Origin of the sequence: Klebsiella sp. JN_Kp127, from assembly GCF_040062505.1 — a bacterium.
Classification (GTDB): Bacteria; Pseudomonadota; Gammaproteobacteria; order Enterobacterales; family Enterobacteriaceae; genus Klebsiella; species Klebsiella quasipneumoniae.
Genome location: NZ_JBEAHS010000005.1, coordinates 103,169 through 129,156, shown reverse-complemented (window position 1 = coordinate 129,156; position 25,988 = coordinate 103,169). Strand labels below are relative to the sequence as shown.

The window sequence follows — 25,988 nt, the reverse complement described above, 5'->3', positions numbered from 1 at the left end:
CCATGAAGTATATCATTCTGTTGATCATTGTTATTGCTGTGCTGTATGTCCATTACCGCGGACGGGTGCGCTATCGTTTCTGGCGACAGCTCTCCGACCATTCCACATTTACCGCGCCGTTGAATGGATTTATGTATTTATTTTCCCGCGTGCCGAATACGCCTTATCTGCGCCCGGAGATGTTTCCCGAGCTGGCGATATTGCAACAAAACTGGCTGGTTATTCGCGAAGAAGGCATCCGCCTCCAGCAGCTGGAGCAGATTAAAGCGGCCGATAAATATAACGATGCCGGATTTAACTCATTTTTTAAAACCGGCTGGAAACGCTTTTATCTGAAATGGTATGAGGATGCCCATCCCTCCGCCAGCCAGCTTTGCCCACAAACTACCGCGCTGCTGCGGGATATTCCGTCGGTGAAAGCGGCCATGTTCGCCACCCTGCCGGACGGCAGCCGTCTGCCGCGCCATCGCGACCCCTACGCCGGTTCCCTGCGCTTTCATCTTGGCCTGGCGACGCCGAACGATGACCGCTGCTTTATCGAGGTGGATGGTCAGCGCTACAGCTGGCGCGACGGGGAAGGCGTGCTGTTTGACGAGACCTATATCCACTATGCGGAAAATACCAGCGGTGAGAATCGGCTGATTCTGTTCTGTGATATTGAACGGCCGATGCGCTACCGCTGGGCGCAGAAGGTCAACCACTGGCTGGGGCGCAATCTGATGAGCGCCGCCTCGGCGCCCAACGACGCCAGCGATCGCACTGGCGGAATTAACCGGGCGTTTCGCTATATCTACCAGATCCGCATTGTCGGCAAGCGGCTGAAAAAATGGAATAAGACGGTCTATTACGTCGTCAAATGGCTGCTTTTCGGCGGCATTGCCTGGCTTATCTGGAGTGCGTTTTAACTCCCCTGGCGCCGGTTCCACGGCATGATCGCCAGCAGGCGCGCCATGCCGCAAAAGCCGGTTATCCCGGCGAAAGTGAGCCCGGCGCCGACCGCGCCGCTGAGCAGGAAAAAGCCGCCGTTCACGGTATAGCCCAGCAGCACCCCCAGTAAGATCAGAGCGCCAGCGGCGATTTGCACCTGGCGCATCAGCGGCAGCGGTTGCGATTTATCTTCCTCAACCGGGAGCCCCGCGGCTTTCCATGCCTGAATCCCGCCCGCCAGCAGGCTGACCTGCGCCGGCGCGGCGGCGGCGGCCAGACGAATGGCGTTGTTCTGCGTCCGGGAGCCGGCCTGGCAGTGGAAGATCACGCGCTCGCCGGCCCGGGCGTTTAGGGTCGCGCCGCCGTTCAGGGTGGCGAGCGGCACCAGCTCGGCATCGGGAATATGTTCGCGCGCGTATTCATCCGCATCGCGGATATCTATCAATCTGGCGCCCTGGGCAATCTGCACCCGGGCTTCGGCAGGGGTTAAGGTGGCGATGGTCATAGGATCCTCACGGGCAATAGAGCGTTTTCAGCGTGTTGATCACCTGCTGTACCGCAGGATGGGTGATGAAATAGTGGATGCGCTGAGCGTCGCGTTCGCTGTCGATCAGCCCCTCGTCACGCATCCGCGCGAGGTGCTGCGAGGTGGCGGAAGGGCTCAGGCCGGTAGCGCGGGCCAGTTCACCGGCGCTGGCCCGCGGCGCGTCGCACAGCATGCACAGGATCAGCAAACGGTGAGGATTGCTCATCGCTTTCATCAGCGCGGCGGCTTCGCCGGCGCGGGCCTGCAGGTCTTCGGGTGTGGTCATGTATTTTAGCTTTTTCTAAATTTAGATAACTCTAAAATAAAAAAGCCGCCAGCGCCAGCCCCTTTTTCCCCGCGACTCAGGCCGGAACGGCGAGATCGGCTATCTGCGCCCGGGCGCTGGCGATCCCGGCATCGCGACCGTGCGGGCGGTTATCCAGCCCTTCGGCATAGATAAATTCCACCTCATGGATCCCCATCAGCCCCAGCACCGCGCGCAGATAGGGGGTGACGGCGTCGGTGGTTTCTCCCTGGTGAACACCGCCGCGGCTGCTGACGACCACCGCCCGGACGCCCTCGACCAGCCCCTGCGGCCAGCTGTCGGTGTAGCGAAAGGTTTCCCGCGCCCGCGCCACGAGGTCGAACCATTTCTTCAGATCGGTCGGGACGTTGAGGTTATACATCGGGGCGCCGATCACCAGCAGGTCGCTGGCTTTTAACTCGGCGATAAACTGGTCGGAGAGCGCTACCGCCGCGCGGATGGCCGGCCGCGGATCCGCCGCCCCGCGCAGGGCGGCAAACAGCGCGCCATCCAGCGTCGGCAGCGCCATAGCGCTGAGATCGTGTTCGCGGATCCGATCGTGGCGGCCCGCCGCCTGGCGCGCCGCGAGAAATTCGTTAATCAGCTGATTGGTCAGGGAAGTTTCGCCATTAATGCTGGACTTTAATACCAGAACGTTAGCCATGATGAGTGCCTCAAGTGAAGGATAGAAGCAGAGACTAACACTGTCTTTTTTCTCTCTGGAGTGACATTATTTTCCTCTATTGTATCCCGTAAGGAACCAATCTGTGCGCGACGATCTGAACGCGATCCCAGTGTTTGTCACTGTGGTCGAGAGCGGTAACTTTGCCAGCGCGGCGACGATCCTCCACGTGACGCGATCGGCGGTGGGAAAAACCATTGCCCGGCTGGAAGCGCGTCTCGGCGTGGCGTTATTCCAGCGCACCACCCGCAGGCAACTGCTGACGGAAGAGGGAGAGCAATTTTATCACCAGTGTCGGGAGGCGCTGGGACGCATTCGCGAGGCCGAAGAAGCGCTGCAGCGCGGCAAAGGCGAGGTGCAGGGACGGCTGCGGATTTCGCTGCCGGTGCTGTTTGGCCAGCGCTGCGTGGCGCCGCTGCTGTTCCGCCTGAGCCAGCGCTATCCATTGCTGAAGCTCGAGCTCCACTACAGCGACCGGCAGGTCAATCTGCTGGAAGAGGGGTTTGATCTCGCGGTGCGTATCGGGAGCCTGGCCGATACCGGGTCGCTACGGGCGCGGGCGCTGGGGGGGCATGGCATGGTGCTGTGCGCGGCGGCGGAGTACCTGCGTCGCCAGCCGGCGCCGCAGACCATCGCCGGGCTGAGCGAGCATCGCACCCTCGGCTATCTGCATAACGGTCAGCTGCAAAAATGGCAACTTTACGACCCGCAGCAGGGCGAAGTGCGCTTCACCCCGGAGGCGTGGCTGGTGCAGGATGACTTTGCCGCCATCGCCGCTGCGGCGCAGCAGGGAATGGGCATCGCCTGGCTGCCGGACTGGCTGGTGGCGCAGGCGCTCGCCGACGGGACGCTGCAGCAGGTTCTGGCGCCCAGCGACCGTGTGCGTTTCGCCATTCACGCGGTGTGGCCGGAAGGGCCGTGGCTGCCGCAAAAAACGCGGGTGACGATCGATGCCCTGCGGGCGGGGCTGGGTCTGGCGTAGCGTCCGCGGCCGGCGCGCTTTACGCCATCGCCTCAGCGGCGTGGCCGTCCGGCACGGGCGGCGCGGCGGTATAGCGTGCTGCGGGCGATGCCCAGCATCTGCGCCGCCCGGCTGACGTTGCCGTTGACCCTGGCGAGGGTATCGACAATCAACTGCTCGTCATGGGCCTGTAACCCCCCGCGCGGCAGCGGCGCAGGCGCAGCGCGGTATGCGTCCGGCAGCGCATCGGGCGTCAGCGTGTCGCCCTCATCGGCCAGAGCCAGCATCACCTTCAGGACGCTCTGCAGCTGGCGCACGTTTCCCGGCCACGGCAGCTGGCTGAGGTGGGTCAGCAGCGCGGTGGACAGCGTCACCCGGTGCGAAGCGCCGCCCAGGTCGCGCCACAGGGTGGCGATAAAGGTTTCCAGCGCCGGCCACTCGCGTAGCGGAGGCAGCGCCAGGGCGTACTCCCGCAGGCGCCACAGCAGATCTTCGCGGAATTCGCCGGCGCTGACCCGCTGGGTCAGGTTGCGGTGCGTGGCGCAGATCAGGGCGAAGTTCACCGGCACGCTGCGGCTGGCGCCGAGCGGGGCGACCTCTTTCTCCTGCAGTACTCGCAGAAGGCGGGTCTGCAGCGCCAGCGGCATATCGCCGATCTCATCAAGAAACAGCACCCCGCCCTCGGCCTCGCGGATTTTGCCGATATAGCCGTTTTTGCTGGCGCCGGTAAACGCCCCTGGCTGGTAGCCGAAAAGCTCGGACTCGATCAGCGATTCCGGAATGGCGGCGCAGTTAATGGCGACGAATTTACCGCTGCGCCAGCGGCTGTGCTGGTGCAGTGTGCGGCTGACATACTCTTTGCCGCTGCCGGTTTCCCCCTCAATACAGAGCGCGATGCCGGCGTTAAGCAGCCGGAGCAGCTTTTCGCCTTCCCGCGGGCTGGTGAAGGGGAGCTGCATGGCCGGCGGGGCGCTCACCGCCACCCGGCGGCGGGTGGGCTCGCGCAGGCGATAGTGATAGCGGCCCTGCGGGGTGGTCAGGGGCAGGGGAACGCTGACCGCCGTTTGCGTCAGCGTCGGAAAAAGCGACGCAAAGGTGAGCTGGCCAAACTGCGCCGCGCTCAGGCCGAACTCGCGCATCGCCAGCCGGTTGCCGGCGGTAAGGACGTTGTCGGAAAAGACCAGCAGCAGTTCCTCCACACTGTCGAGCTTGTCCACCTGCCGGTGGAGGCTCATCAGCCACTGCTCAGGATGCAGGCTCTGCTTCACCCACAGATACTCAATCTGCTTTGCCGCCGCTTTCACCCAGCCAAAGGTGTGCTGGTGGGGAAAATCCGCCGGGCCGGAGATATCCAGCACGCCGGCGATGCTTCCGTCCGGCCGCTGGAGCGGCATCGCCGCGCAGTACAAATTCTGGTTGCGGGTGAGAAAGTGCTGACGCCCATCGATTTCGCAGCCGTCGTCAATCGCCAGCGCGGTGCCGATGGCGTTGGTCCCGCGTCCGCTTTCGCTCCACAGATTGCCCGGCGCCAGCGCGACGCGCTGAGCCTTCTGCATCGCCTGGGTATCGCCGACGGTATGGAGCACCAGACCGCCGGGGTCGGAGAGGATCACCACCGACTGCAGGTCCGCCACCTGGCGCGACAGGGCTTCCACCACCGGCTGCGCCAGCTGCTGCAGGCTGCGGTGGCTGGCGAGCCGGTCCGCCAGCTCGCCGGCGTCGAGGCGGGGAAAATCCTCGGTGGCGGGATCCAGACCGTAGCGCTGGCAGCGAGACCATGAATCGCTCAGCAGGGGATTGGCGTTAACCTCTGGGGCGAGAAGAAAGGGATTGCCTGGCACAGGGCACCTCTGGGTCGATGTTGCTGTGTTGCAATATTGTAGCTATTTGGTTTATTTGGTGTTGCGATTTGCAACACATAAGTGGAAACCCGTGCGACAGTGGCTGACCATCTGCCCAGCCAGTGAATACAACCTGTTAATAAATAAACATATTTAGAGAAAATGAAAAACTGGCATAACCCCTGCAAAGTGAGAAGCGTTCGGCGGCAAGTTTAAAAAATCAATATGCCGCTGCGTCTCAACCCTACAGAAGGAGATTTGCGATGCGTTATGCACACCCTGGCCAGCCCGGCGCCCTGGTTTCATTGAAATCCGCTTACGGCAACTTTATTGACGGTAAATTTGTCGAGCCGCTGAGCGGTGAATTCTTTATGAATACCTCCCCGGTAGACGGCAGCAACATTGCGCAGTTTCCCCGGTCGGATGCCAGAGACATTGACTTCGCCCTCGACGCCGCCCACCGTGCGGCGCCGGCGTGGGGCAAAACCTCAGTGCAACAGCGCTCCAGGCTGCTGCTGCAGGTCGCCGACCGTATTGAACAGCATCTGGAATATCTGGCGGTGGCGGAGAGCTGGGACAACGGCAAACCGATCCGCGAAACGCTGAATGCCGACCTGCCGCTGGCGGTGGATCATTTTCGCTACTTCGCCGGCTGCCTGCGCGCCCAGGAGGGAAGCACTGCCGAAATTGACGAAACTACGGTGGCCTACCATTTCCATGAACCGCTGGGGGTGGTTGGTCAGATTATCCCGTGGAACTTCCCGCTGCTGATGGCCGCGTGGAAGCTGGCCCCGGCCCTGGCGGCGGGTAATTGCGTGGTGCTCAAGCCGGCGGAACAGACGCCGCTGAGTATTACCCTGCTGCTGGAGCTGATCGGCGATCTGTTCCCGGCGGGGGTGCTGAACGTGGTGCAGGGCTTCGGCAAAGAGGCGGGCGAGGCGCTGGCCACCAGCAAGCGTATCGCCAAGCTGGCGTTTACCGGCTCCACGCCGGTCGGGCGACATATTCTCGCCTGCGCGGCGGAGAATATTATCCCCTGCACCGTCGAGCTGGGGGGCAAATCGCCCAATATTTACTTCGCCGACGTGATGGAGGGTGAAGAGGAGTTTATTGAGAAGGCGGTGGAGGGGCTGGTGCTCGGTTTCTTCAACCAGGGTGAGGTCTGTACTTGCCCGTCGCGGGCGCTGATCCATGAATCCATCTATGAGCCCTTTATGGCGCGGGTCATGGAGAAGGTGGCGCAGATCCGTCGCGGCGATCCGTTAGATACCGACACCATGATCGGCGCCCAGGCTTCCCGCCAGCAGTTCGACAAGATCCTCTCCTATATTCAGATTGCCCGGGAAGAGGGCGGACAAATCCTCACCGGCGGCGAGCGGGCGGCGATCGCGCCGGCGCTGGATAATGGTTTTTATATTCAGCCCACGCTGATTAAAGGTCGCAACGATATGCGCTCCTTCCAGGAGGAGATCTTTGGGCCGGTGATCGGGGTGACCACCTTTAAGGACGAAGCGGAAGCGCTGGCTATCGCCAATGAGACCCAGTTTGGCCTCGGCGCCGGGGTGTGGACGCGCGATACCAACCTCGCCTATCGCATGGGGCGCGGTATTCAGGCCGGTCGCGTATGGACCAACTGTTATCATGTCTACCCGGCTCATGCGGCGTTCGGCGGCTATAAACAGTCCGGCGTCGGGCGGGAAACGCACAAGATGGCGCTGGATGCCTATCAGCAAACCAAAAACCTGCTGGTGAGCTACGGCACCGCGCCGCTGGGCCTGTTCTGAAGGCCATCTCATTACTGATTGATCCTCAGTCCGCAATCCGTTCGGGTTGCGGATTTTTTTTGCGTCAAAATAACCCTGTGAAAGGGAGCGGTTACGGTGGCGGATCACGGCAATACATTTGGGTTAATGAAGTAATGGCTTTCATTTGAAAACAAAAACACTTCCAGAACAAGAAATTACAGCGCGGGTCAGGAGCGCTTTGCCTTAATTTGTGTAGAAATGATGAAGATTAATACCAGGAAAATTCCTAATTTTTTAGTGGCAACGGGTTTGAGCACAATAAAACAAGACGCTTTTTTGAGCAATTACCTTTAAATTTGTTAATAAAATGGACGTGTTGTTGTTGAGAGGTATTTAATTTTCTTTTGTATAGATATGTAAATTAACATTGAAATGCCATTTCAAAAAATAACTTTATGCCGAGTATAGTCGTTAACCTGTATGTAACATTTCATCAGGTTGCCTTTTTTTACATCGGGTAATATATTTATTTCGCACATCAAAATAACTCTTTTTCTTCTGCTTGTTATTCATGGCCACCTTTCGGCGAAATAAAGCGGAGTTAAAGGACGTGTGCCGATTATCCTGCGGAAGGAACGCAATGAACATTTACAGGGAGGAATGGACGAGCCGTTTCGCGATAGCCATGGGGCTATTGTCGATGACGGGAAAATATATTCGTTAACGATGAGATAAATAATGAAAACGCAACTTCGTATTATGGCAATTCTCATGGGAGCGCTGGTTTCTGGCGCTGCAATTTCTGTTACTACGCCAACCATTAACGTTAACCCAGGCTCCAACGCGGGTACCCAGGGTACCGGCGGACAGGTTATCTTCAATGGATCAATCACCGACAGCTCCTGCAATATCGACAGCGCATCCACCAGCCAGACGGTGGATCTGGGCAAATGGGCCAGCACCTATTTTACCAGCACAGGTTTTGAAACCACCAAAACGCCTTTCCATATCAAAGTAAAAGATTGCCCTGCCAGCGTGACAAATGTCGCGGTGCTGTTTGACGGCGCGCGCGATCAGTCCGATAACACGCTGTTGGCGACCACCGGCGGCGCCGCTGGCGTGGCGATCAAGCTGTATGAAGATGACAAGTCTACGGCGGTCAGCCTCGGCAAAGTGTCGAAAGCCAAAAATGTCGTTGCGGGCGCGACTGCCGGCACCGGCACTGCCGACCTCGAGTTTTTCGCCGACTATATCTCCACCGGTGCGGTGACGGCTGGCGATGCCAACGGTACGGCTAATTTCAATATGATTTATAACTAATCATATTGCGCGCTATTCAGAGTCAGTCCACTGCGTCCTGATTAATTGCAGATAGCTAAAGTGATAATTGTCATAAAGTCACGAAATATATTCGTGACGGTATAGTTGTTTTTGCTAATTATCCCGACGGGTACTGGCTCTGATATTCCCTGCTTTATTTTACTGTTTGTTCAACTTTTACCTGATGGTAAGTCATGATGAAGAAAATAATTGCCGTTGCGGCCTTTCTGCTGTGCTCCACGGCAGCGCAGGCCGGTATTGTCATGGGTGGAACCCGTGTGATTTATCAGGAAGGGAAGCGTGAAGCCGCTATTTCAGTCACTAATGCCGATACCCATACGCCCTATCTGGTGCAGTCGTGGGTGGAAAATTACGCGGAAAACGATAAGGCCAAGGTGCCCTTTATTGTTACGCCGCCCTTATTCCGTCTCGATCCGGAGCAAAATAACGTCCTGCGCATTAACTTTATTGGCGCCTCGCTGCCCAGCGATCGTGAATCGGTCTACTGGCTGAACGTCAAAAGTATCGCCCCGACGCCCAAGGGCGAGGTGAACAAGCTGCAGGTCAATATTAAGTCGAAATTCAAAATCTTTTATCGCCCCAACGGCCTGGCGGGCGACCCGGCTAAAGCCTGGCAGCAGCTGAAGTTTAGCCAGTCCGGCGGTCATCTGACGGTGGCAAACCCCACTCCCTATTTTGTCTCTTTTTACGCCGTCGAGGTGGGCGGGCAGGCAATCGACGAGCCTGGCATGGTGACCCCCTTTGGCGAGAAAACGTGGCCGGTGAGCGGGCACGGCACCGTCAAATGGCGGGCGATTAACGACTACGGCGGCGTCAGCGATTACGCCCAGCAGTAATTCCCCTTTGTGATGAGCTTACCGGACGGCGCCAGCATGAAAAGAATAACAACAGCCAGGGTGCGGGAGTATGCCGCGTTGCCCGTCACCGCCGGACGGGCGCTGGCGCTGGCGACGCTGCCGACGATGATGTGCTGTCTCAGCCCGCTGAGCCGGGCGCTGGCCGACGACTATTTTGATCCGGCGGCGCTGGAGTTTGCCGACCCGCAGCAGCAAACCTCCGATCTGCACTACTTCGCCAAACCCGGCGGGCAGCAGCCGGGGACTTATCCTGTCACCGTGGTGGTTAACGACCAGGAGCTGGGCCAGGCCAATATCACCTTTGTTGACGATGGCGGGCAGCTGCAGCCGGTGCTGACGCCCGGGCAGCTGGCGGATTATGGGGTCAACGTCAGCGCGTTTCCGACTTTTCAAACGCTGCATGAAGGTGAGACCTTCACCCGGATCGAGAAGTTTATTCCCGACGCCAGCAGCCGCTTCACCTTCGCTAACCAGCGCCTGACGCTGAGCATTCCCCAGGCGGCGATGAACGTGCAAAGCCGCGGCTATGTCGATCCCTCGCGCTGGGACGATGGCGTGCCGGCCGCGTTTGTCGATTACTATTTTTCCGGCGCGCAGATAAAGAATGCCGATGAAGGGGAGAGCAGCCGCTCAAACTATCTCAATTTACGCAGCGGCGTGAACCTGGGCGCCTGGCGGCTGCGCAATATCTCCTCAATGCAGTACGACCAGCAGCGCCGGCACTGGGATTCACAGAGCACCTGGCTGCAGCGCGACGTCCGCTCGCTGAAGAGTCTGCTGCGGATCGGCGATACTTACACCACCGGCGATGTGTTTGACAGCATCCCGTTTCGCGGCGTCCAGCTGATGTCTGACGATGAGATGCTCCCGGACAGCCAGCGCGGCTTTGCCCCTACCATCCGCGGCGTGGCGCACAGCAATGCCAAAGTGACCGTCTCCCAGCACGGGTATGTGATCTACGAAACCTTCGTGTCGCCGGGGGCGTTCGCCATCAGCGATCTTTATCCCACCTCGCAGAGCGGCGATCTGGAGGTGAAGGTGACCGAGAGCAATGGTTCGGTGCGCACCTTTACCCAGCCCTATTCCGCCGTGCCCTACATGCTGCGCGAAGGGCGCGGCAAATTCAGCCTCAGCGCCGGTCGCTACCACTCCGGGGCGGATTCGGTGCGCTCGCCGGAATTCCTGCAGGGCACCCTGTTCTATGGTCTGTCGGCGGGATTTACCCTCTACGGCGGCACGCAGCTGGCCCAGGACTATCAGTCGTGGGCGCTGGGCCTGGGCCGCGGCTTTGGCGAGTTCGGTTCGCTGGGAGGCGACGTCACCCAGGCCGTCACCCGTACGCCGTCGGGCAAGCGCTATGCGGGCCATTCGCTGCGCGCTCAGTATCAGAAAGATTTCGTCAGCTCGGGCACCACGTTCAGCCTCGCCAGCTATCGCTACTCCTCCAGCGGCTATTACGATTTTGCCGAAGCCAGCGCCCTCGAAAGCGCGCAGGGGCAGGTGGATAACCGGCGCCGCCGGGAGGAAGTGTCGGTGTCACAAAGCCTCGGCGGTCTGGGCAGTCTGGCGGTTTCCGCCTGGTCGCAGGAATACTGGCACCGGCAGAGTCGGGATGAGACGGTGCATCTCGGGTTCTACAGCGCCTGGAAAGGGATCTCCTGGGGCGTGGGCTATTACTACACCCGCGCCAGCGGCCAGCAAAAAAATGACCGTTCCTGGTCTTTCAATATCAATATTCCGCTGGGCGGTCCGCTGTCCGACAGCGCGGTGAGCTACAACACCACCTCGGACAGCAATGGCTATACCTCGCAGCAGGTGTCGCTGTATGGCGCGGTGCCGACGCGGCCGAATCTGTTCTACTCGGTTCAGCAGGGCTACGGCAACCAGGGGCGGGGCACCAACAGCAGCGTCGCCCTGGACTACCACGGCGGCTTCGGCAACGCGCAGCTCGGCTATCGCCATGACGCCGCCAGTAATCAGCTGACCTGGGGAGGCGCCGGCTCGGTGGTCGCGCATCCGCACGGCGTGACCTTCGGTCAGACGGTGGGCGAGAGCTTCGCCATCGTCCGCGCGCCGGGGGCTGCCGGCGTGGCGGTGCAAAACGGCAACAATGTGCACACCGACTGGCGCGGCTATGCCGTGGTGCCGTCTCTGACCACCTACCGGAAAAATGTCATTACCCTCGACACGGAGTCGATGGCAGACGACACCGACGTCGACCAGCAGGGTCAGACGGTGATCCCTGGCGGCGGCGCGGTGGTGATGGCCAACTACCGGACCCGCATAGGCAACCGGGTGCTATTTACCCTGCGCAACGCGCAGGGGCCGTTACCCTTTGGCGCCAGCGCACGGTTGGTCGGGACGGAGGAGAGCGGCAATGCGCCGGGCGGCATGGTAGCCGACGGCGGTCAGGTGTACCTCAGCGGCGTGCCGCAGGAGGGAACCCTGGCGGTGAGCTGGGTCGTCAATAACCAGTCGCAGAGTTGCACGATGCATTTTCATCTTGCGGATAACCCACAGCAGAGTCTGAATACGGTGAAAACCGTCTCCGGGCTGTGCCAGTCACGCTGAGGCGGCTATGAAATCTGTTTTTCGTCTACTTCCTTTTCTCTTTTTGCTGGCGTTGAGCGGCTATCTTCCCGGCGCGCGGGCTGAAAACTGCCGCGCGAATATCGGCCAGACCACCGTCAATATTCCCAATATCAAGTATTTGCCCACGCTGCCGGTCAATACCCAGATGACCAGCGCGATGGCGGATAACGGCAGCGGGATCCCCTTTTCCTGCGACCTGCAGTTGCCGACGGCGAGCGCCAAACGCATTGTCTACAAACAGCTGAAAACCGGCGGCTCGCCGGTGGTGATTAACGGACAGCACGTCTACCCCAGCGCCATCGACGGCATCGGCTACGCGCTTAGCTTCCAGTGCGCCGGCGGCCCGATGCGCGCTATCGACGGCAGCCACTCCGCTGGCGGCGAGTCGGTGGTGGTCTGCGACAGCACGATGCTCCCGGCGCTCATGACGCAGCAGCAGACGACGGTCAGGATCGCGGTAACCTTCTATAAGACCGGTACGGTACAGCTGGCGGACGGGACGCATACCAACTCGTCGCCGCTGCCGCAGGTAGGGGAGGTGACCATTGAACAGCAGGCCAACGGAAACGCCGGCTTTGTCGCCAGCGCGCCGGTCAGCATTGATATCGCCGCCCTGAACGTGGACATTGGCAGCAGCGGCAGCTGCCAGGTGGCGACCTCAACGATCCAGGTCAGTCTGGGCACGGTAAACCGGGCGGAGTTTCACGGTAAAGGGAGCACCGGCGGCCAGGCGAAGCGCTTTTCGATCCCGGTGTTCTGTCCGTCGCCGACCGATGTGCGCATCGGCTTTTTCGGCGTCAGCGTGGAGAGTGATACCCTGGCGCTAAGCAAGGCCAGCAACAGCGCCAGCGGCGTCGGCGTGAAGCTGACCTACGGCAATAACCCCGGCGCGGCAGTGTCCGATGGCTCCAGCGTTAAAATCAATGAGGCCAGCAACTTGCCGATCCTGAAAAGGGTAACCGGCAGTAACGCCGGCACGGCTGAGGCCATCAATTTTAACGCCCAGTATGTGCAAACTGACGCCACGGTGACGGCGGGCACAGCCGACAGCATGGTGACCTTCGCCCTCGAGTATAACTAGCGTGGGGCCGGAGCATAGGCCGCCTGAAGGGGGATCGCCACCACCGCGCCGTCATCGTCGATATAGTTCAGCTTGTACAGGCGAGCGCTGTCGGTCGTTGACACGGTATAGCTGCTGTACGGCCGGAGCATCACGTTTCTCATCGGCGAAATGTGGCCTTTATTATCGATCAGCGCCCCGTTGACCAGGGTGATATGCAGTGGGCCTGAGTTAGTTAAGCGCAGGTTATTGCCGCTCTGCTGCCACTGCAGCTTTCGCACCTCTCTGGCGAGGGTGGTGGCGATGGCGGGAGGACGATAAAAGAGCTTCAGGCGGGTGCGGACGATAAACTGCAGCGTATGGTTACCGTCTGACGGCGGCGGATTCTCCTGAATATTGACCCAGTACAGGCTTTCCCGATCGGCGGGGAGCCCGCCGCCGAGATAGATAAAGCGCAGCTGGGCGGTTTGCTGGGGGGATAAATAGACCAGCGGCGGGGTCGCCACCATCGGCAGGCCGACGCGCGACCTGTTGAGCCCGGCGTCCAGCCAGATCTGCACTTTATAAGGTGTGCGGCTGCGGTTATGAATGTTCAGGGTGGCGGCTTTGTCTTTTCCTGAGTAGACCACCCGCGTGGCATCGATGGTGATCCCGGCGCAGGCCTGAAAGGTCATGGCGCTAAACAGAACAGCCAGCTGTATTTTCATCTTCGCTCCCTTTACGTCTCATCCCTGACCGGGAAGCTATTCCTGCATAATGGTAAACCGGGCCGTTGCGTTGCCGTCGCCGGGGAGTACGTGGGCTTTATCCCAGGTGTAATAGAAGGCTTTCAGACTGAAGGTGCCGGAGCCGCCGTCCACCGGGATCTCAATGCGGGGATCGTGCTGTGGATCGAGGTGTGCATCGAGGCCGATTGGCGTCCCCGTACGGTCGGTGAGCAGAATACCCACGCTGCCGGCCGGCTTACCGCTATCGTTGAGGGCCAGCACATGATTTTCAGGCGTGGCGGTGGGAGAGGGGCCATCCACCACAATGTAGTAGGTGCCTTTCTCGCAATCTTTGACGCGAATATCGACGCCGACCGCTGGCCCGGTACCCGACTGGCTGTTTTTCAGTCTCGACAGCGGAATATCGCCCATGCTGATGTCGATGACCCCGTTATTGCCCGCCCCTTCGAGTTTGCAGGCGCCGTTCACGACCCTGCCGATGAAATTTAGCGTGCCGTCTGCCGCGTAAACCGGGCCGGCGGCCAGTCCGACGAAGAGCATCGCCAGACCCAGGGTGGTTATTTTCATGTTCATTCCTCCTGTCGTGCCGGTAAACCTGGCGCCAGGGTCATTATTTTGCGGGTCAGATACGGCACAAAATGACTTTAATCGGGCATGTTTTTTATTAATTCATTTATTTGGCAAATATATTGTCGCCTGGAATTAATATATGCTTGTTATTTATTACCTGCGTTTTCCGGGATAGTACTGTGGAGGAATGCTGGAGTAAATAAGACGGTAGTTGTCGGTGTCTGAACGCGAAATATCGTGTATTTAAATAAATTATTCATTAATTCAATTGGTTACTTCGCTCTTGCTGCTGTTTTTTGTGCTTAATTCGGCACGGCGTCAGTCTGGAAAATACGATCGCTGGCGTAAAGCTACGCCCGGCGGATGAGAAATCATTCACCGGGCGATAGCCCTGTTTCGTTTTCAGATTTGCGATCGGCAACCCGATCGTCGGGTTGTATGTCCCGATGTTTAAAAATAGGATGAATTCCCTGTTACGCGCTGCGGATGATGTTGACTGAGAAGCGGCCGGCCACCCCGGCGCGAAAACCCGATAACAATAAGGATGGCGAGATGAAACTGACGGTGGGGCTGGCGCTGACGCTGGCGATAATGACCTGCGGCGCCCAGGCGCGCGATATGCAAACCATTGAGCGCAGCGGTGAACTGAAGGTCGGCGTGCCGGGCGACTACGCCCCGCTGGCGTTTCGCAATACCGCCGGCGAGCTGCAGGGCTATGACGTGGACATGGCCCGCGATCTCGGGCGCACGCTGGGGCTGAAGGTGAGCTTCGTCTACACCAGCTGGCCGGCGCTCGCCGCCGATCTGCAGGCGGACAAGTTTGATATTGCGATGGGCGGCGTGACGCAGACCCCGGCGCGGGCGAAGGAGTTCGCCCTCAGCCACCCGGTGGTGGCGAACGGTAAAATCGCCTTAGCCAACTGTCAGGCCGCCCCCCGGCTTGGATCGCTGGCGAAGATAGACCGTCCGGAGGTGAAGGTGGTCGTCAACCCTGGCGGCACCAACCAGAGCTTTGTCGATGAGCATATTAAGCAGGCGCAGATCATTCGCGTGAAGAACAACGTCGATAACCTGGAGGCGCTGCGGCAGAAAACGGCCGATATGATGGTGACCGATCTGATCGAAGGCGACTATTACCAGAGCAAAGAGCCCGGCGTGTTCTGCGTCGCCAACGAGACGCCGTTCGCCGGCACCGCCAGCGACAAGGTGTATATGATGAGTAAAGATAATCCGGCGCTGCTGGAGAAAGTGAACCAGTGGCTGGATAGCCAGGATAAAGAGGTTCTCAAACGGAAGTGGAAAATTCGCGGTTAAGCGCTGAGGGCCCCACCGCCGACGGGCGCGTCCGGCGGTGGTTGTCGGCCGCGGTCAGCGCTGCGGCGACAGCGTCTGTCGCGCCAGGTCGCGGAAGTAGCAGGCGTAGCCGAGGGTGGCGGTCAGGCACAGCATATAGCCAAACGACTCGCTGCCTTCCTCCACCGTATTTTTCACCACCCGAGCGTAGTTCTCATCCAGCACGGCGTACCACAGGCCGTGCATACCGAACAGCCGCGAGAAGACCAGAATCGCCAGCAGGCCGCTGATCATCATCCCGTAATACGGGGTGCGGGTATAATCCGCCAGCTGCGACAGGGTCTGGCGCAAATGGCGCAGCGGCATCAGCAGGGACCCTGCGGTAGCCAGCAGGGCAAACCACACCCAGCTGCCATGGGAGAGTAAATCAAACAGGCCATCCAGTTCGCGGATCAGCATGGCGAGGAAGAAGCCGCCGATGAGGATATTGCTATAGCGCAGGTGGGCATATTTGCGCGCCAGCAGAAGATGAACCAACACGATGACGGCCAGCACGCTCTCCTGAACCACTTCGGTGAGCGACACCTCCGGGATGTCGTTGCCAAATACCCGAATATCCACCCACAGGCAGAGTACCGCGATGGCGGCCGCGACCGCCGCGCCGAGAAAGAAAAGCAAGCTTCGTAACAGAGACATTAACACCACAACTTATATTTAAAACAAATATCATAAGTTTTGGGAATACATGTTCCTGTTCACTTTGTGCGACTTTGCGGCGGTTTTTTAACGTTTTGCGCTTTTTAGCGCCGGGAAAGACGACAGGGGAGGGGGACTCCCCTGAATGAGAGGACGTCAGAGAATATCATCCACCACGCCGCCGTCAACGCGCAGCGCGGCGCCGGAGGTGGCCGACGCCTGCGGCGAGCAGACGTATACCACCATATTGGCGACCTCTTCCACCGAGGCCGCCCGCTGGATCACCGAACTCGGACGATGGGTCATGACAAACGCTTTCGCCAGTTCCTCCAGCGACTGGCCGGTTTTCGCCACTTCGTCTTTCAGCATTTCGGCAAAGCCGTCGGAAATCGTCGGCCCCGGCAGAACGCTGTTAACGGTCACTCCGCTGCCGGCGACATATTTCGCCAGGCCGCGGGCCAGCGACAGCTGGGCGGTCTTGGTGACGCCATAGTGGATCATATCCGCCGGGATATTGCGCGCCGATTCCGAGGAGATAAACACCACCCGTCCCCAGCCTTTACTGACCATCGCCGGCAGCAGCCCCCGCGACAGGCGCACGCCGGACATGACGTTGGTCTGCCAGTAGTTTTCCCAGGTCGCGTCATCGGTGGCGTAAAAATCCTGCGGGCCGTAGATCCCGGCGTTATTGACCAGAATATCGACGCCGGTCACGGCCTGCAGCAGCTGTGCCGCGCCGTCGGCACCGCTGAGGTCGGCGACGGCGGGGCGCGCTTTCGCCCCCGGCACCTCATTTTGCAAGCGGGCGATCGCGGCGTTCACACTCTGCTCGCTGCGCCCGTTAAGGATGATCTCTGCGCCGCTCTCCGCCAGGCCTTTGGCGATAGCAAAGCCAATACCCGCCGTGGAGGCGGTGACCAGCGCGACTTTCCCCGATAAATCAATCTTCATGTTCCTGCCTTCTGGTTGTGGATCTCCCATTAAGCGTAGCAGCGGCGGTATCGGTGGGGATCAGTAACCGGCGTGCTTATTGACCAGGTTTTTGAGCGGCAGCCCGCGACGCTGGCGCTGAATGTTCTCCAGCAGCTGGCGGGCGATCACCTCGGCGGGGGCCGCAGAGGCCATATGCGGGGTGATCACCACCTGCGGATGGCGCCATAGCGGATCGTCCGCCGGCAATGGCTCCTGCGGGAAGACGTCGAGCACCGCTCCGGCGAGCTGGCCGCTCTCCAGCGCCGCCAGCACATCCTCATTGACCATATGCTCTCCACGCCCGCAGTTGATTAACACCGCCCCGGCGGGAAGCCGGCTGAAGAGCGGCGCGGCGAGAATACCCCGGGTCTGCGCGGTGAGCGGCAGGAGGTTAATCAGCCCGTCAAGCGACCCGAGGAAGCTGTCGAGCGCCTCCTCGCCGCGGTAGCTGGTGACGCCAGCCAGCTGCTTCTCACTGCGCGACCAGCCGGAGACCCGATAGCCAAGGCGGGCCAGCTGGTCGGCGATATAGCCGCCAATTTCGCCGAGTCCCATAATGCCGATATGGAAGTCGGCGGCGGCGCGCTGGGGATAGAGCTTCCAGGTTTGGGTCCGCTGGTGGGCCAGCGCCCGGTCAAAATAACGCTGGAACCACAGCACGCCCCACAGGGCATATTCGAACATGCCGTGACGAAAGTCCTCATCGATCACCCGGCACAGCGGGATATCGCTGGCGAACAGCGCGGGCGGCAGATGATCGACCCCGGCGGACGCGGCCTGGATCAGCTTCAGCCCTGGCGAGCGGGTCAACAGCTGCGGGCTAGGGAACCAGCAGCTGGCGTACTGCGCGTCGCGCGCCGCCTGGTGATGGGGCAGGAGCGCGGTGACGTCGGGAAACTGCTGCAGGGCGGCGCAGATATCGCGGGCGAAATCCGCGTCGTTACAATCCACCACGATAGTGATATCGGACATAGGCGTTAGTCTTTGTAAGAAGTATCGAGACGGTCAAGACGGCGCAACCACGCCTGCCAGACCTGTTGACGTTCATGCTCCACGCCCATCAGCTGCTCGCAGGCGTGCTGGCTGAGGTGCGGGGCGATGGTGTGGATCGGGCTGAGGGCCGCCAGCTGGGCGGCGGCCATCTGGATCTCGCAGGCACGATTGAGGTAGAACATGATGTAAAAGGCGTCAGCCACGGTACGGCCCACCGACAGCAGGCCGTGGCTCTGCAGGATCATGGCGATGTTATTCCCCAGCGAGCGCTGAATGCGCGCCCGTTCGTCGAGGTCAAAGGCCACCCCTTCATAGGGGTGGTAGCCGACGCGCTGGTAAAACTCGGTGCTGATCTGGTTGAGCTGCAGCAGGCCGTCCTCGCAGGCGGCCACCGCCATCCCCGGCAGGGTATGGGTGTGGATCACGCAGTGGGCGTCTTCCCGGGCCATATGCACCGCGCTGTGGATGGTGAAGCCCGCCGAGTTAGCCGGCGCCTCGCCCTCTACGACCTTGCCCTGCATATCCACCACGATCAGATTGCTGGCGGTGACCTCATCAAACATCATGCCGAAGGGATTAATTAAAAAGCGCGGCTCGCCGTCGCCGGGCAGGCGCACGGAGAAGTGGGTGTAGAGGGTATCCTCCCAGCCGAACAGCGCCGCCAGACGGTAGGCGGCGGCCAGCTGCTGGCGCAGGTGTTGCTCAGTTGCCATTTAGTGCACTCCCATAAATTCACGGATTCGTTGCAGAGAAGGGGCCTCCAGCGGGCTGCGGATCACCTGCGGGGCGATGTCGGCCTGCACCACGCCGTTCTCCATCAGCACCACGCGGTCGGAAATCGACAGGGCGAAGTCCATCTCGTGGGTAACAATCAGCATGGTCATACCTTCGCGGGCCAGCGACTGAATAACCTTCAGCACCTCGCCCACCAGCTCGGGATCCAGCGCCGAGGTCGGTTCGTCAAACAGCATGATGTCCGGCTTCAGCGCCAGCGCCCGGGCGATCGCCACGCGCTGCTGCTGGCCGCCGGAGAGCTGTCCGGGGTACTTGTGGGCATGGGCCAGCAGACCGACGCGGTCGAGCAGCGCCAGGGCCTGCTCGCGGGCGACCGGCTGATCCAGCAGCTGGTGGTAGCGCGGGGCCAGCATCACGTTGTCGAGCACCGTGCGGTGGGGGAACAGGTTGAAGCTCTGGAAGACCATGCCGATGCGCCGCACCCCGGCGCGCATCTGGTGCTTATCGACGATGGCTCCGCCTTTCAGATAGTCCTCGCCGTAGAGAATGATCTCCCCGTCATCAATGCTTTCGAGGGCGTTGATGGTGCGGATCAGGGTTGTTTTGCCGGAGCCGGACGGGCCGATGATGCTGATCACCTCCCCGTTATCTACCTGCAGGTCGATGCCTTTCAGCACCTCATGCTGGCCCCAGGATTTGCGGATGCCCCGCAGATCCAGCGCCGGCGGCGCGCCGTTGACGGCCGGGGTGTTGATCGCTTCCGTCATCGCCGGCAGGCTCTGGCGCAGCGCCTGGCATTCCGCCTCGCTGAGCGTTTGCGGACGCTTGCGCTGAATATCGAGGCTATTCTCCAGCGCCCGGAACAGCCAGGTGAAGACGGTAACCACCATGACGTAGTACACCGCCACCGCCAGCAGCGTCTCCATCACGAGGAAATTTTGCGCATACAAGCGCTGGCCGGTGAGCAGCAGCTCGGGTAAGGAGACCACCGATAAAATCGAGCTCAGCTTAATGATGGTGATGTATTCATTGATCAGCGTCGGCAACGAGATGCGAAACGCCTGAGGAATAACAATCAGCCGCTGGATGCCGATAAAGCTGAAGCTCAGCGCATGGCCCGCCTCGCTTTGCCCTTTGGCCACCGACAACAGCCCGCCGCGGTGGATCTCCGCCATATAGGCCGCTTCGGTGACGGTCATCGACACCAGCCCGGCGATAAAGGGCACCCCGAGCAGCGGCTGGGTCAGCGGAAACAGCTGCGGCAGGTTGTAGACAAACACCAGCAGCACCATCAGCGGCACGCTGCGGAAAAACCAGATATAGAGTTCGACGGGGATCTTGATCCAGCGCGGCGCCGAGAGCTTCGCGCAGGCTAGCAGAAAACCGACCACCAGGCCGATCCCCCAGGACAAGGTGCTGATCACGATAACCGTCACGCACGCCTGCCAGAATGCCCCAATGCTAAATAATGAAAAAAAGTATCCCCAATCGAACGCCATACTGACTCCTGTTGCGCAGTGCTTATTGTCTTAATCGATGCTTTCTAAGTTGTATTTTTTGATCAGCGCGGCATATTTGCCGTTGGCTTTGAGCGTGGCGAGGGTGGCCTTGATCGCCTCCGCCAGCTCGGTGTTGCCTTTGGCGACATAGATCCCCAGCGGCAGCGGGTAGACGAGGCGCGTCGAGCTTATCCCCAGGCGACCGCGGCTCTTATCGACGATAATCTGCGCCGCCGGGGCTATCTCAAGCTGGGCGTCGATGTTCTTCGACAGCAGCGCCTGGGAGGCTTCCGGCGCCGTCGGGAACTCCTGAATAGTGATGGCCGGTTTGCCGTTTTTCAGGCACCACTCATCGGAGTGTTTTTTCAGGCTGGTCACCCAGGTGGTGCCTGCCTGCAGGCCGACCTTCACGCCGCACAGCTCATCTTCGGTTTTCGGCTGCGCCGCGCCGCCCTTGAGGGCGATGATCGACGCGCCGGAGAGGGCGTAAGGGATGGCGTCGGCCTGTTTCTGGCGCTCCGGCGTCACGTACATCCCGGAGATCACCGCATCATATTTCTTGCCGATGCCGAGGATCAGGCTGGTGAACTTGGTGTCGATCAGCTGCGGTTTGGCCTGCAGATGCTCGGCAATCAGCGTCGCGAACTCCGGGTCGAGACCGACGATATTGTTATTGCTGTCATAGGACTCAAACGGCGGGTAGGTGACCTCCATCCCCACCTTAAAGACGCCCTCGGTCAGCAGTTCCGCCGCCTGGGTGACAGAGGAGAAACAGGCGCTGACGGCGAGGGTAAGCGCGACGCGGCGCGAGATTTTTTTCAGGGTGCTAGTCATCATGGATCCTCACGGGTGGTTAGGGTTTTTTTTGCTGTGCCTGTTTTTTCAGATGGCCAAAGGTATGGGTGCCGCGCGCGCGCGCCGGCAGCTGGAGCTCGCCGCGATTGACCTTCTCGCGCAGATAGCGATAGGTTTGCAGCGCCTGGCTCCACATATGCTCGCCGATGCTCAGCTCCTGATATTCGCTGGCTTCGCCGGCGGCGAGAAAGGTCGGCAGCGGGCGGATCAGCGTGTGGTAATCGCAGGCGAAAAACAGCGGGAAGGAGTACCGCTCCTGCGGCACTTTGCGCACCCGGTGGGCTGTAGCAACAAATGTGCCAGCGCTGAGCACTTCCAGCATGTCGCCGATATTGATCACGAACGCCTCTTCTCCGGCGGCGTTCGTGACGGGAGGCGCGTCGATCCACACGCTTTCTTCATTGAGGACTTCAAGCCCGGGCTGGTCGGCGAGCAGCAGGGTGAAGCACTCATAGTCGGTGTGTGCACCAATTCCGGGAACATCTTCGACGCTGGCGTCGAACGGGTAATGGATGAGCCGCAGCTTGGCCGGCGGGCAGGTCACCATCGGTTTGAAATACCCTTCCGGCAGACCGAGCGCGAGGGCGAAAGCGTCGAACAGGCGGTGGCCGAGGGCGAAGACCGCGTCGTAGTAGGCCAGCACCCGCGCGCGGAAATCCGGCAGGTCGGGCCACTCGTTGGCGCCGATCAGCGGCGTACCGGCGAGTACCAGCGGATGGTCGTCCGCCGCCTGGAAGCCAATATCGAAGGCCTCTTTATGGTCCGGCTTGCCGGCGCCGTAGATCTCTTCTCCTTCCGGGACGTAGCCCTTATGGCTTTTGGAGCGGCCGATGTAATAGTTCATCTTCTCCGCCATCGGCAGAGCGAAGATCTGCTTCGCCGCCTCGCGGACGCCGGCGATCAGCGCCGGGTCGATGCCGTGGCCGGTGATGTAGAAAAAGCCCACCTCGCGCGCCGCGCGGCCGATGGCGTCGGCCACCGCCTGGCGCCTGGCGAGATCGTCGCCGGCCAGATCGCGGATATCGATGGTCGGGAGTTCAGTAAAAGCGTGCTTCACGGCGGTCATGGCTGCGGTTCCTGTTCAGTGAGCGTTAAAAACTGCTGAAAGTGGGCCTGCTGGCGCGCGGCCATCCAGGCGTTGAGCGACCAGAGGTCGGCCACCGGAACGTTGGTGAACGGCAGATGGTGCAGATAGCCGTCGGCGCCAAACTCCGGCGTCAGGGTGGTCTGCGGGTAGCCGCGCCGGCGCTGCGAATGCCAGATTTGCTCCCAGAAGCGCTCGGCAAAGGACAGCGCCGGCTGATACTCCGGCGCCGCCGGGTGCGGCACCTGCGGCCCCTGGTCGTAGCCCACCCGGGCCTGCACGTGATGCACGCGGTCGATAAAGGCGCTGAAGTCATCGCAGGGGTCATCCAGCAGGCGCTCGCTGACCACCACCCAGTGGCTGATGTCGGCGGTAAAGCGCAGCTGGGGGAGCTGCTGAATGATCTCCAGGGTGAGCCACGGGCTGTACAGCGAGGTGGCGCGATGGGTTTCAAAGCTGCAGGTCAACCCAAACCCGGCGGCCAGCTCGTGCGCCTTGCCGAGAAAATCGACCTGCTGCGCCAGCGGCCAGCGATCGTTGCCCGCCAGCAGATTGACAAAGCGCGGGTTGAGGCCGCTGGCCTCGGCGAAGCGGATCCGCAGGCGCGCCAGATGCTGCTCCGGCGTTTCATGCTGAGCGGGGAGCACCCCGCCGCCGCTGAAGAGAATGGCGATATACTCCAGCCCCGACGCCTGCAGGCGGTCGGCGAGCTGCCGCCGCTCCTCCGCGGTTAACGGGACGCGGGCTTCGATACCGCAGCAGCCGACGCGCTGCAGTTCATCCAGCGTTTGCGGCCAGGGGGTCGTCACTCCCCAGAGGGTGCGAAAGCATTTCAGCTCCATGGCGGCTTCCTCAGGCGTACTTCACGCCGGGCAGGACGCAGAGCATCTCGTACAGCAGGTTGGCCGCCAGCTGGGAGGTATTACCGCTCACGTCATAGGGGGGCGAGACTTCAACCAGATCGGCGCCAATCAGGTTCAGGCCGCGGCAGCCGCGGACGATCTCCAGCGCCTGAATGGAGGTCAGGCCGCCGACTTCCGGCGTCCCGGTTCCCGGGGCCCAGATAGGATCGAGGCTGTCGATATCAAAGCTGAGATACACCGGCCCGTCGCCCATCTGCTGGCGGACTTCGGCCATCAGCGGCGCCAGCGAGGTATGCCAGCACTGCTCCGCCTGCACCAGGCGAAAGCCCTGGTCGACGCCCCACTGGAAGTCCCCGGCGGCATAGCCCTGGGCGCGCTGGCCAATCTGCACCACCCGCTTGAGGTCGAGTAGTCCCTCCTCAACGGCGCGGCGGAAGGTGGTGCCGTGGGCGATTTTCTCACCGAACATCTCATCATTGGTGTCGGTATGGGCGTCGACGTGGATGAGCCCCACCGGCCCATGTTTTTTGGTCAGCGCCCGCAGGATGGGCAGGGTAATGGTGTGGTCCCCGCCGAGGGTGAGGGGGATCAGCGGATAACTATTCAAACCGGTGTAGTAATCTTCAATAATTTGCACCGATTTGAGCAAACTGTAGGTATTGATCGGCACATCGCCGATGTCGGCTACCGACAGCGAGTCGAACGGCGCGGCGCCGGTCGCCATATTGTACGGACGGATCATCACCGATTCGGCGCGAATATAGCGCGGTCCGTAGCGCGTGCCTGAGCGCTGCGAGGTGCCGATATCCAGCGGAATGCCGACAAATGCCGCATCAAGTCCCTGTAAATCTTCGATAAACGGCAGGCGCATCATCGTGGCGCGGCCGGCGAAGCGTGGCATCTCATTGCCACCCTGCGGTTGGTGAAAGAGGTTATCCATGTCTGCTCCTGAATCTGACGGATGAAACGTAACAGGAGAGATAGTGCGCAACCCGCGCTGGACTTTACATCGTCTGGCGTAAATACTCAGTTCATTTATTGGTGAACTAAATACGATGCATCACGACGCCAGCCTCAATATTCGTCAGCTGCAGGTTTTCGAGGCGGTGGCCCGCCTGGAGAGCTACAGCCGGGCCCAGCAGGAGCTGGGCATTTCGGTCTCCGCCATCAGCAATGCGATGTCGCAACTGGAGGGGCAGCTCGGCTTCACCCTCTGTCAGCGCGGGCGCGGCGGCTTTTCCTTAACGGAAAAAGGACAGCAGTTTTTACAGCAGGCGATCCGCGTGCTGAGCGAACTCAATGAGCTGGAGCGGCAGTCGGCCCTGCTCAAAGGGGAGCACAGCGGCACCCTGTGCATTTCGACGCTCGACTCCATCGAGACCGAAACGGCACTCTCGCTGCCGGTGGTCTTGCGCAGCTTCAGCGACAAATTTCCCCATGTGCATATCAAACTGATTATTCGCACCCCGGCGGAGCAACTGAACGGGGTGCTGAACAACCATATCGACCTGGCCATCGGCAGCTACAACTCGCAGGTGCATAACATCATCAGCGAGCCGCTGTACCGCGAGCAGCACTGGCTCTATTGCAGCGATCTGCACCCGATGTTCTTCAGCCGCCAGCTCGATAAAGAGCAGATCAGCCAGTGTCCGCTGGTGACCCGCAGCTACTGGAACACCAGCGATCTCCGCCGCCGGGGCTTCAGCAAAGGCAGCGCCACCGTTGAGACCGTCGACGCCCAGCTGCTGCTGATCCTCTCGGGGAAATATATTGGCTATCTGCCGGAGCATTACGCCTGGCCGTGGATCAAAGAGAACCGCCTGCGGGTGCTGTTGCCCAACGAGTTTGGCTTTCAGTCGCCGTTCTCGGCCATCTGTAAGCGCGGGCGCAGTAATGAACCCTATCTGAAAGCGTTCCGCGATCTGCTGAAGAAAAACACGGTGGCGCGGCCGAAGTGGAATTATTAAGCGGGGCGGACGCTTCCCTCCGCCGTGGTGGCGGGGTTCGCGCTCAGCGCGCGGTCCGGCGGGGGTGTTTTCCTGTTCAAAAAACGAACGGCGGCCGGTAGCCCGCTTGTGCTGGGGCTGCCGGGCAACTGCCTCCAGGTTATCCACAGGGTTAGGGGCCGCTGATGTGGACAGGTCGCCGGGCGGTGGGCGGGTTAGCGATTCGCTTTGATGGTTTTTTCCGCGATCGAGAGGGTGGAGAGTTTATGCAGGCAGATCAGCGCCAGACAAACCCCGCAGGCGAACAGATAACTTGCCATACAGAATTTTTGCAGACGGGATAAATGATTAATCCGCTCAATCACCGCCGGGCTGGCGAGGCCTTCATACAGGAAAGGCAAAGCCGTTAAGAAGCCGCCAATAAAATAGAGCGCCAGACTGATGACTTCGACGCATTTGCGATAGAGCCAGAAGCGATAGCCCGGCTTTTTCCATTTGAATATCCGCTTTTCATTATTGACGGAAATTAAATGCTGGCATTTGCTGTAATTATCAATATCGCTGACCGGATTTTTGCATTTCAACAGTATTTTTCTTTGCTCCATGGTCAGGTTTTTATCTTTGGTCAGCGCGGCGATACCATATTCGTACGCGATCCGTTGCAGATCGGGATCGTCGCTGTTTTTATGCAGCGCAGCGGCGAACTCACTGATGTTTTTGCGCGAGGTGAATATTTTATCTTTAGGGAATACCCAGCCAGAACGCACGGCAAAAATTTGAATAATCAGCGGGATAATAGCGATAGCATATTTTAAGATCTCAGTCGGAATAATATTCATCTCCGTATTTTCCTTTCCATGATAACGGGGCGGGCTGAAATATACCTTAGCCATCATGATGGAGGGGTGTCAAATATCA

Annotated in this window: 23 protein-coding genes and 2 pseudogenes; 9 read left to right on the top strand and 16 right to left on the bottom strand. The window is 60.2% G+C overall.

All coding sequences use genetic code 11. The features are described from left to right. Positions 1–2 precede the first annotated feature (2 nt). The gene (lpxO, locus tag ABLV04_RS04095; RefSeq protein ID WP_032453800.1) at positions 3–905 is read left to right on the top strand and encodes a lipid A hydroxylase LpxO; all 903 of its coding nucleotides are present in this window, start codon (positions 3–5) and stop codon (positions 903–905) included. On the opposite strand, the pseudogene ABLV04_RS04090 reads toward lpxO, so the two are convergent. The 3 genes and pseudogenes from ABLV04_RS04090 to ABLV04_RS04080 all read right to left on the bottom strand — a co-directional run bounded on the left by ABLV04_RS04090 (position 886) and on the right by ABLV04_RS04080 (position 2,421). Further along, positions 886–1,432, bottom strand: a pseudogene (locus ABLV04_RS04090) (rhodanese family protein). The gene lpxO and the pseudogene ABLV04_RS04090 sit on opposite strands and share 20 nt — an antisense overlap. 7 nt (positions 1,433–1,439) lie before the next feature. Next, positions 1,440–1,739, bottom strand: coding sequence for a metalloregulator ArsR/SmtB family transcription factor (locus tag ABLV04_RS04085; protein ID WP_002914277.1), 300 nt, complete (start codon positions 1,737–1,739; stop codon positions 1,440–1,442). Between the two features lie 76 nt (positions 1,740–1,815). Continuing rightward, positions 1,816–2,421 (bottom strand): NAD(P)H-dependent oxidoreductase, encoded by a 606-nt coding sequence (locus ABLV04_RS04080; protein ID WP_048298082.1) that lies wholly within the window; start codon positions 2,419–2,421, stop codon positions 1,816–1,818. 103 nt (positions 2,422–2,524) lie between these two features. Here ABLV04_RS04080 and ABLV04_RS04075 point away from each other — a divergent pair, with 103 nt between their 5' ends. Beyond that, positions 2,525–3,421: a LysR family transcriptional regulator gene (locus ABLV04_RS04075; RefSeq protein WP_275257100.1), complete on the top strand. Its 897-nt coding sequence runs from the start codon at positions 2,525–2,527 to the stop codon at positions 3,419–3,421. Between the two features lie 32 nt (positions 3,422–3,453). Here the strand turns inward: ABLV04_RS04075 and ABLV04_RS04070 are convergent, their stop codons facing one another. Beyond that, positions 3,454–5,241: a sigma-54-dependent Fis family transcriptional regulator gene (locus ABLV04_RS04070; protein WP_348815379.1), complete on the bottom strand. Its 1,788-nt coding sequence runs from the start codon at positions 5,239–5,241 to the stop codon at positions 3,454–3,456. Positions 5,242–5,504: 263 nt separating this feature from the next. Here ABLV04_RS04070 and ABLV04_RS04065 point away from each other — a divergent pair, with 263 nt between their 5' ends. The 5 genes from ABLV04_RS04065 (at position 5,505) to ABLV04_RS04045 (ending at position 12,857) form a co-directional block, all read left to right on the top strand. Beyond that, complete coding sequence (locus ABLV04_RS04065) at positions 5,505–7,025, top strand: aldehyde dehydrogenase family protein (protein WP_032453792.1); 1,521 nt, start codon at positions 5,505–5,507, stop codon at positions 7,023–7,025. 699 nt (positions 7,026–7,724) lie between these two features. After that, positions 7,725–8,306 carry a fimbrial protein gene (locus ABLV04_RS04060; protein WP_023290738.1) on the top strand — a complete coding sequence of 194 codons (582 nt, stop codon included), beginning with the start codon at positions 7,725–7,727 and terminating at the stop codon, positions 8,304–8,306. 194 nt (positions 8,307–8,500) lie between these two features. Then, positions 8,501–9,163, top strand: a complete 663-nt coding sequence (locus tag ABLV04_RS04055) for a molecular chaperone (protein WP_147734083.1) — start codon at positions 8,501–8,503, stop codon at positions 9,161–9,163. Positions 9,164–9,199: 36 nt separating this feature from the next. Continuing rightward, the gene (locus ABLV04_RS04050; RefSeq protein WP_102004654.1) at positions 9,200–11,755 is read left to right on the top strand and encodes a fimbria/pilus outer membrane usher protein; all 2,556 of its coding nucleotides are present in this window, start codon (positions 9,200–9,202) and stop codon (positions 11,753–11,755) included. 7 nt (positions 11,756–11,762) lie between these two features. Continuing rightward, on the top strand, positions 11,763–12,857 hold the full coding sequence (locus ABLV04_RS04045) for a fimbrial protein (protein ID WP_348815377.1): 1,095 nt from the start codon (positions 11,763–11,765) through the stop codon (positions 12,855–12,857). On the opposite strand, the gene ABLV04_RS04040 is transcribed toward ABLV04_RS04045, so the two are convergent. Further along, positions 12,854–13,543 (bottom strand): molecular chaperone, encoded by a 690-nt coding sequence (locus tag ABLV04_RS04040; RefSeq protein ID WP_044524452.1) that lies wholly within the window; start codon positions 13,541–13,543, stop codon positions 12,854–12,856. The two genes, ABLV04_RS04045 and ABLV04_RS04040, sit on opposite strands and share 4 nt — an antisense overlap. A gap of 36 nt (positions 13,544–13,579) precedes the next feature. Then, positions 13,580–14,131, bottom strand: a complete 552-nt coding sequence (locus ABLV04_RS04035) for a fimbrial protein (RefSeq protein ID WP_023290733.1) — start codon at positions 14,129–14,131, stop codon at positions 13,580–13,582. 464 nt (positions 14,132–14,595) lie between these two features. On the opposite strand from ABLV04_RS04035, the pseudogene ABLV04_RS04030 reads away from it, so the two are divergent. Then, positions 14,596–15,448: pseudogene (locus ABLV04_RS04030) on the top strand (transporter substrate-binding domain-containing protein). Positions 15,449–15,502: 54 nt separating this feature from the next. Here the strand turns inward: ABLV04_RS04030 and ABLV04_RS04025 are convergent. From ABLV04_RS04025 to speB, 9 genes are all read right to left on the bottom strand, one after another. Further along, the gene (locus ABLV04_RS04025) at positions 15,503–16,123 is read right to left on the bottom strand and encodes a hypothetical protein (protein ID WP_023290731.1); all 621 of its coding nucleotides are present in this window, start codon (positions 16,121–16,123) and stop codon (positions 15,503–15,505) included. Positions 16,124–16,279: 156 nt separating this feature from the next. Then, the gene (locus tag ABLV04_RS04020; protein ID WP_048335058.1) at positions 16,280–17,074 is read right to left on the bottom strand and encodes an SDR family NAD(P)-dependent oxidoreductase; all 795 of its coding nucleotides are present in this window, start codon (positions 17,072–17,074) and stop codon (positions 16,280–16,282) included. A 60-nt stretch (positions 17,075–17,134) separates the two neighbouring features. Beyond that, positions 17,135–18,067 (bottom strand): glyoxylate/hydroxypyruvate reductase A, encoded by a 933-nt coding sequence (locus ABLV04_RS04015; RefSeq protein WP_348815376.1) that lies wholly within the window; start codon positions 18,065–18,067, stop codon positions 17,135–17,137. A gap of 5 nt (positions 18,068–18,072) precedes the next feature. Then, a complete protein-coding gene (locus tag ABLV04_RS04010) occupies positions 18,073–18,801 on the bottom strand; it encodes a class II aldolase/adducin family protein (protein ID WP_032453783.1) in 729 nt (242 codons plus the stop codon). Then, positions 18,802–20,322, bottom strand: coding sequence for an amino acid ABC transporter permease/ATP-binding protein (locus tag ABLV04_RS04005; RefSeq protein WP_348815374.1), 1,521 nt, complete (start codon positions 20,320–20,322; stop codon positions 18,802–18,804). It lies immediately after the preceding gene. A gap of 30 nt (positions 20,323–20,352) precedes the next feature. Continuing rightward, positions 20,353–21,156, bottom strand: coding sequence for an ABC transporter substrate-binding protein (locus tag ABLV04_RS04000; protein ID WP_023290726.1), 804 nt, complete (start codon positions 21,154–21,156; stop codon positions 20,353–20,355). 19 nt (positions 21,157–21,175) lie between these two features. After that, on the bottom strand, positions 21,176–22,243 hold the full coding sequence (locus ABLV04_RS03995; RefSeq protein WP_023290725.1) for a 2-oxoglutarate and iron-dependent oxygenase domain-containing protein: 1,068 nt from the start codon (positions 22,241–22,243) through the stop codon (positions 21,176–21,178). Continuing rightward, positions 22,240–23,103: a TIM barrel protein gene (locus ABLV04_RS03990; RefSeq protein WP_048298074.1), complete on the bottom strand. Its 864-nt coding sequence runs from the start codon at positions 23,101–23,103 to the stop codon at positions 22,240–22,242. The genes ABLV04_RS03995 and ABLV04_RS03990 overlap by 4 nt, the downstream gene beginning before the upstream one ends. 10 nt (positions 23,104–23,113) lie before the next feature. Further along, a complete protein-coding gene (gene speB / locus ABLV04_RS03985; RefSeq protein WP_004145693.1) occupies positions 23,114–24,064 on the bottom strand; it encodes an agmatinase in 951 nt (316 codons plus the stop codon). 115 nt (positions 24,065–24,179) lie between these two features. Here speB and ABLV04_RS03980 point away from each other — a divergent pair, with 115 nt between their 5' ends. Further along, on the top strand, positions 24,180–25,091 hold the full coding sequence (locus ABLV04_RS03980) for a LysR family transcriptional regulator (RefSeq protein ID WP_002914199.1): 912 nt from the start codon (positions 24,180–24,182) through the stop codon (positions 25,089–25,091). Positions 25,092–25,285: 194 nt separating this feature from the next. Here the strand turns inward: ABLV04_RS03980 and ABLV04_RS03975 are convergent, their stop codons facing one another. Further along, positions 25,286–25,909, bottom strand: a complete 624-nt coding sequence (locus tag ABLV04_RS03975) for a hypothetical protein (protein WP_032453780.1) — start codon at positions 25,907–25,909, stop codon at positions 25,286–25,288. Positions 25,910–25,988: the final 79 nt, after the last annotated feature.

What these genes read in the sequence shown, in the direction of transcription:
- ABLV04_RS04060 (WP_023290738.1), top strand. Translation starts at nt 7,725, where the DNA reads ATGAAAACGCAACTTCGTATTATGGCAATTCTCATGGGAGCGCTGGTT.
- ABLV04_RS04045 (WP_348815377.1), top strand. Translation starts at nt 11,763, where the DNA reads ATGAAATCTGTTTTTCGTCTACTTCCTTTTCTCTTTTTGCTGGCGTTG.
- ABLV04_RS04025 (WP_023290731.1), bottom strand. Translation starts at nt 16,123, where the DNA reads ATGTCTCTGTTACGAAGCTTGCTTTTCTTTCTCGGCGCGGCGGTCGCG.
- lpxO (WP_032453800.1), top strand. Translation starts at nt 3, where the DNA reads ATGAAGTATATCATTCTGTTGATCATTGTTATTGCTGTGCTGTATGTC.
- ABLV04_RS04000 (WP_023290726.1), bottom strand. Translation starts at nt 21,156, where the DNA reads ATGACTAGCACCCTGAAAAAAATCTCGCGCCGCGTCGCGCTTACCCTC.
- ABLV04_RS04040 (WP_044524452.1), bottom strand. Translation starts at nt 13,543, where the DNA reads ATGAAAATACAGCTGGCTGTTCTGTTTAGCGCCATGACCTTTCAGGCC.
- speB (WP_004145693.1), bottom strand. Translation starts at nt 24,064, where the DNA reads ATGGATAACCTCTTTCACCAACCGCAGGGTGGCAATGAGATGCCACGC.
- ABLV04_RS04055 (WP_147734083.1), top strand. Translation starts at nt 8,501, where the DNA reads ATGATGAAGAAAATAATTGCCGTTGCGGCCTTTCTGCTGTGCTCCACG.
- ABLV04_RS04065 (WP_032453792.1), top strand. Translation starts at nt 5,505, where the DNA reads ATGCGTTATGCACACCCTGGCCAGCCCGGCGCCCTGGTTTCATTGAAA.
- ABLV04_RS04010 (WP_032453783.1), bottom strand. Translation starts at nt 18,801, where the DNA reads ATGGCAACTGAGCAACACCTGCGCCAGCAGCTGGCCGCCGCCTACCGT.
- ABLV04_RS04035 (WP_023290733.1), bottom strand. Translation starts at nt 14,131, where the DNA reads ATGAAAATAACCACCCTGGGTCTGGCGATGCTCTTCGTCGGACTGGCC.
- ABLV04_RS04085 (WP_002914277.1), bottom strand. Translation starts at nt 1,739, where the DNA reads ATGACCACACCCGAAGACCTGCAGGCCCGCGCCGGCGAAGCCGCCGCG.
- ABLV04_RS03990 (WP_048298074.1), bottom strand. Translation starts at nt 23,103, where the DNA reads ATGGAGCTGAAATGCTTTCGCACCCTCTGGGGAGTGACGACCCCCTGG.
- ABLV04_RS03980 (WP_002914199.1), top strand. Translation starts at nt 24,180, where the DNA reads ATGCATCACGACGCCAGCCTCAATATTCGTCAGCTGCAGGTTTTCGAG.
- ABLV04_RS04020 (WP_048335058.1), bottom strand. Translation starts at nt 17,074, where the DNA reads ATGAAGATTGATTTATCGGGGAAAGTCGCGCTGGTCACCGCCTCCACG.
- ABLV04_RS04080 (WP_048298082.1), bottom strand. Translation starts at nt 2,421, where the DNA reads ATGGCTAACGTTCTGGTATTAAAGTCCAGCATTAATGGCGAAACTTCC.
- ABLV04_RS03995 (WP_023290725.1), bottom strand. Translation starts at nt 22,243, where the DNA reads ATGACCGCCGTGAAGCACGCTTTTACTGAACTCCCGACCATCGATATC.
- ABLV04_RS04015 (WP_348815376.1), bottom strand. Translation starts at nt 18,067, where the DNA reads ATGTCCGATATCACTATCGTGGTGGATTGTAACGACGCGGATTTCGCC.
- ABLV04_RS04050 (WP_102004654.1), top strand. Translation starts at nt 9,200, where the DNA reads ATGAAAAGAATAACAACAGCCAGGGTGCGGGAGTATGCCGCGTTGCCC.
- ABLV04_RS04005 (WP_348815374.1), bottom strand. Translation starts at nt 20,322, where the DNA reads ATGGCGTTCGATTGGGGATACTTTTTTTCATTATTTAGCATTGGGGCA.
- ABLV04_RS03975 (WP_032453780.1), bottom strand. Translation starts at nt 25,909, where the DNA reads ATGAATATTATTCCGACTGAGATCTTAAAATATGCTATCGCTATTATC.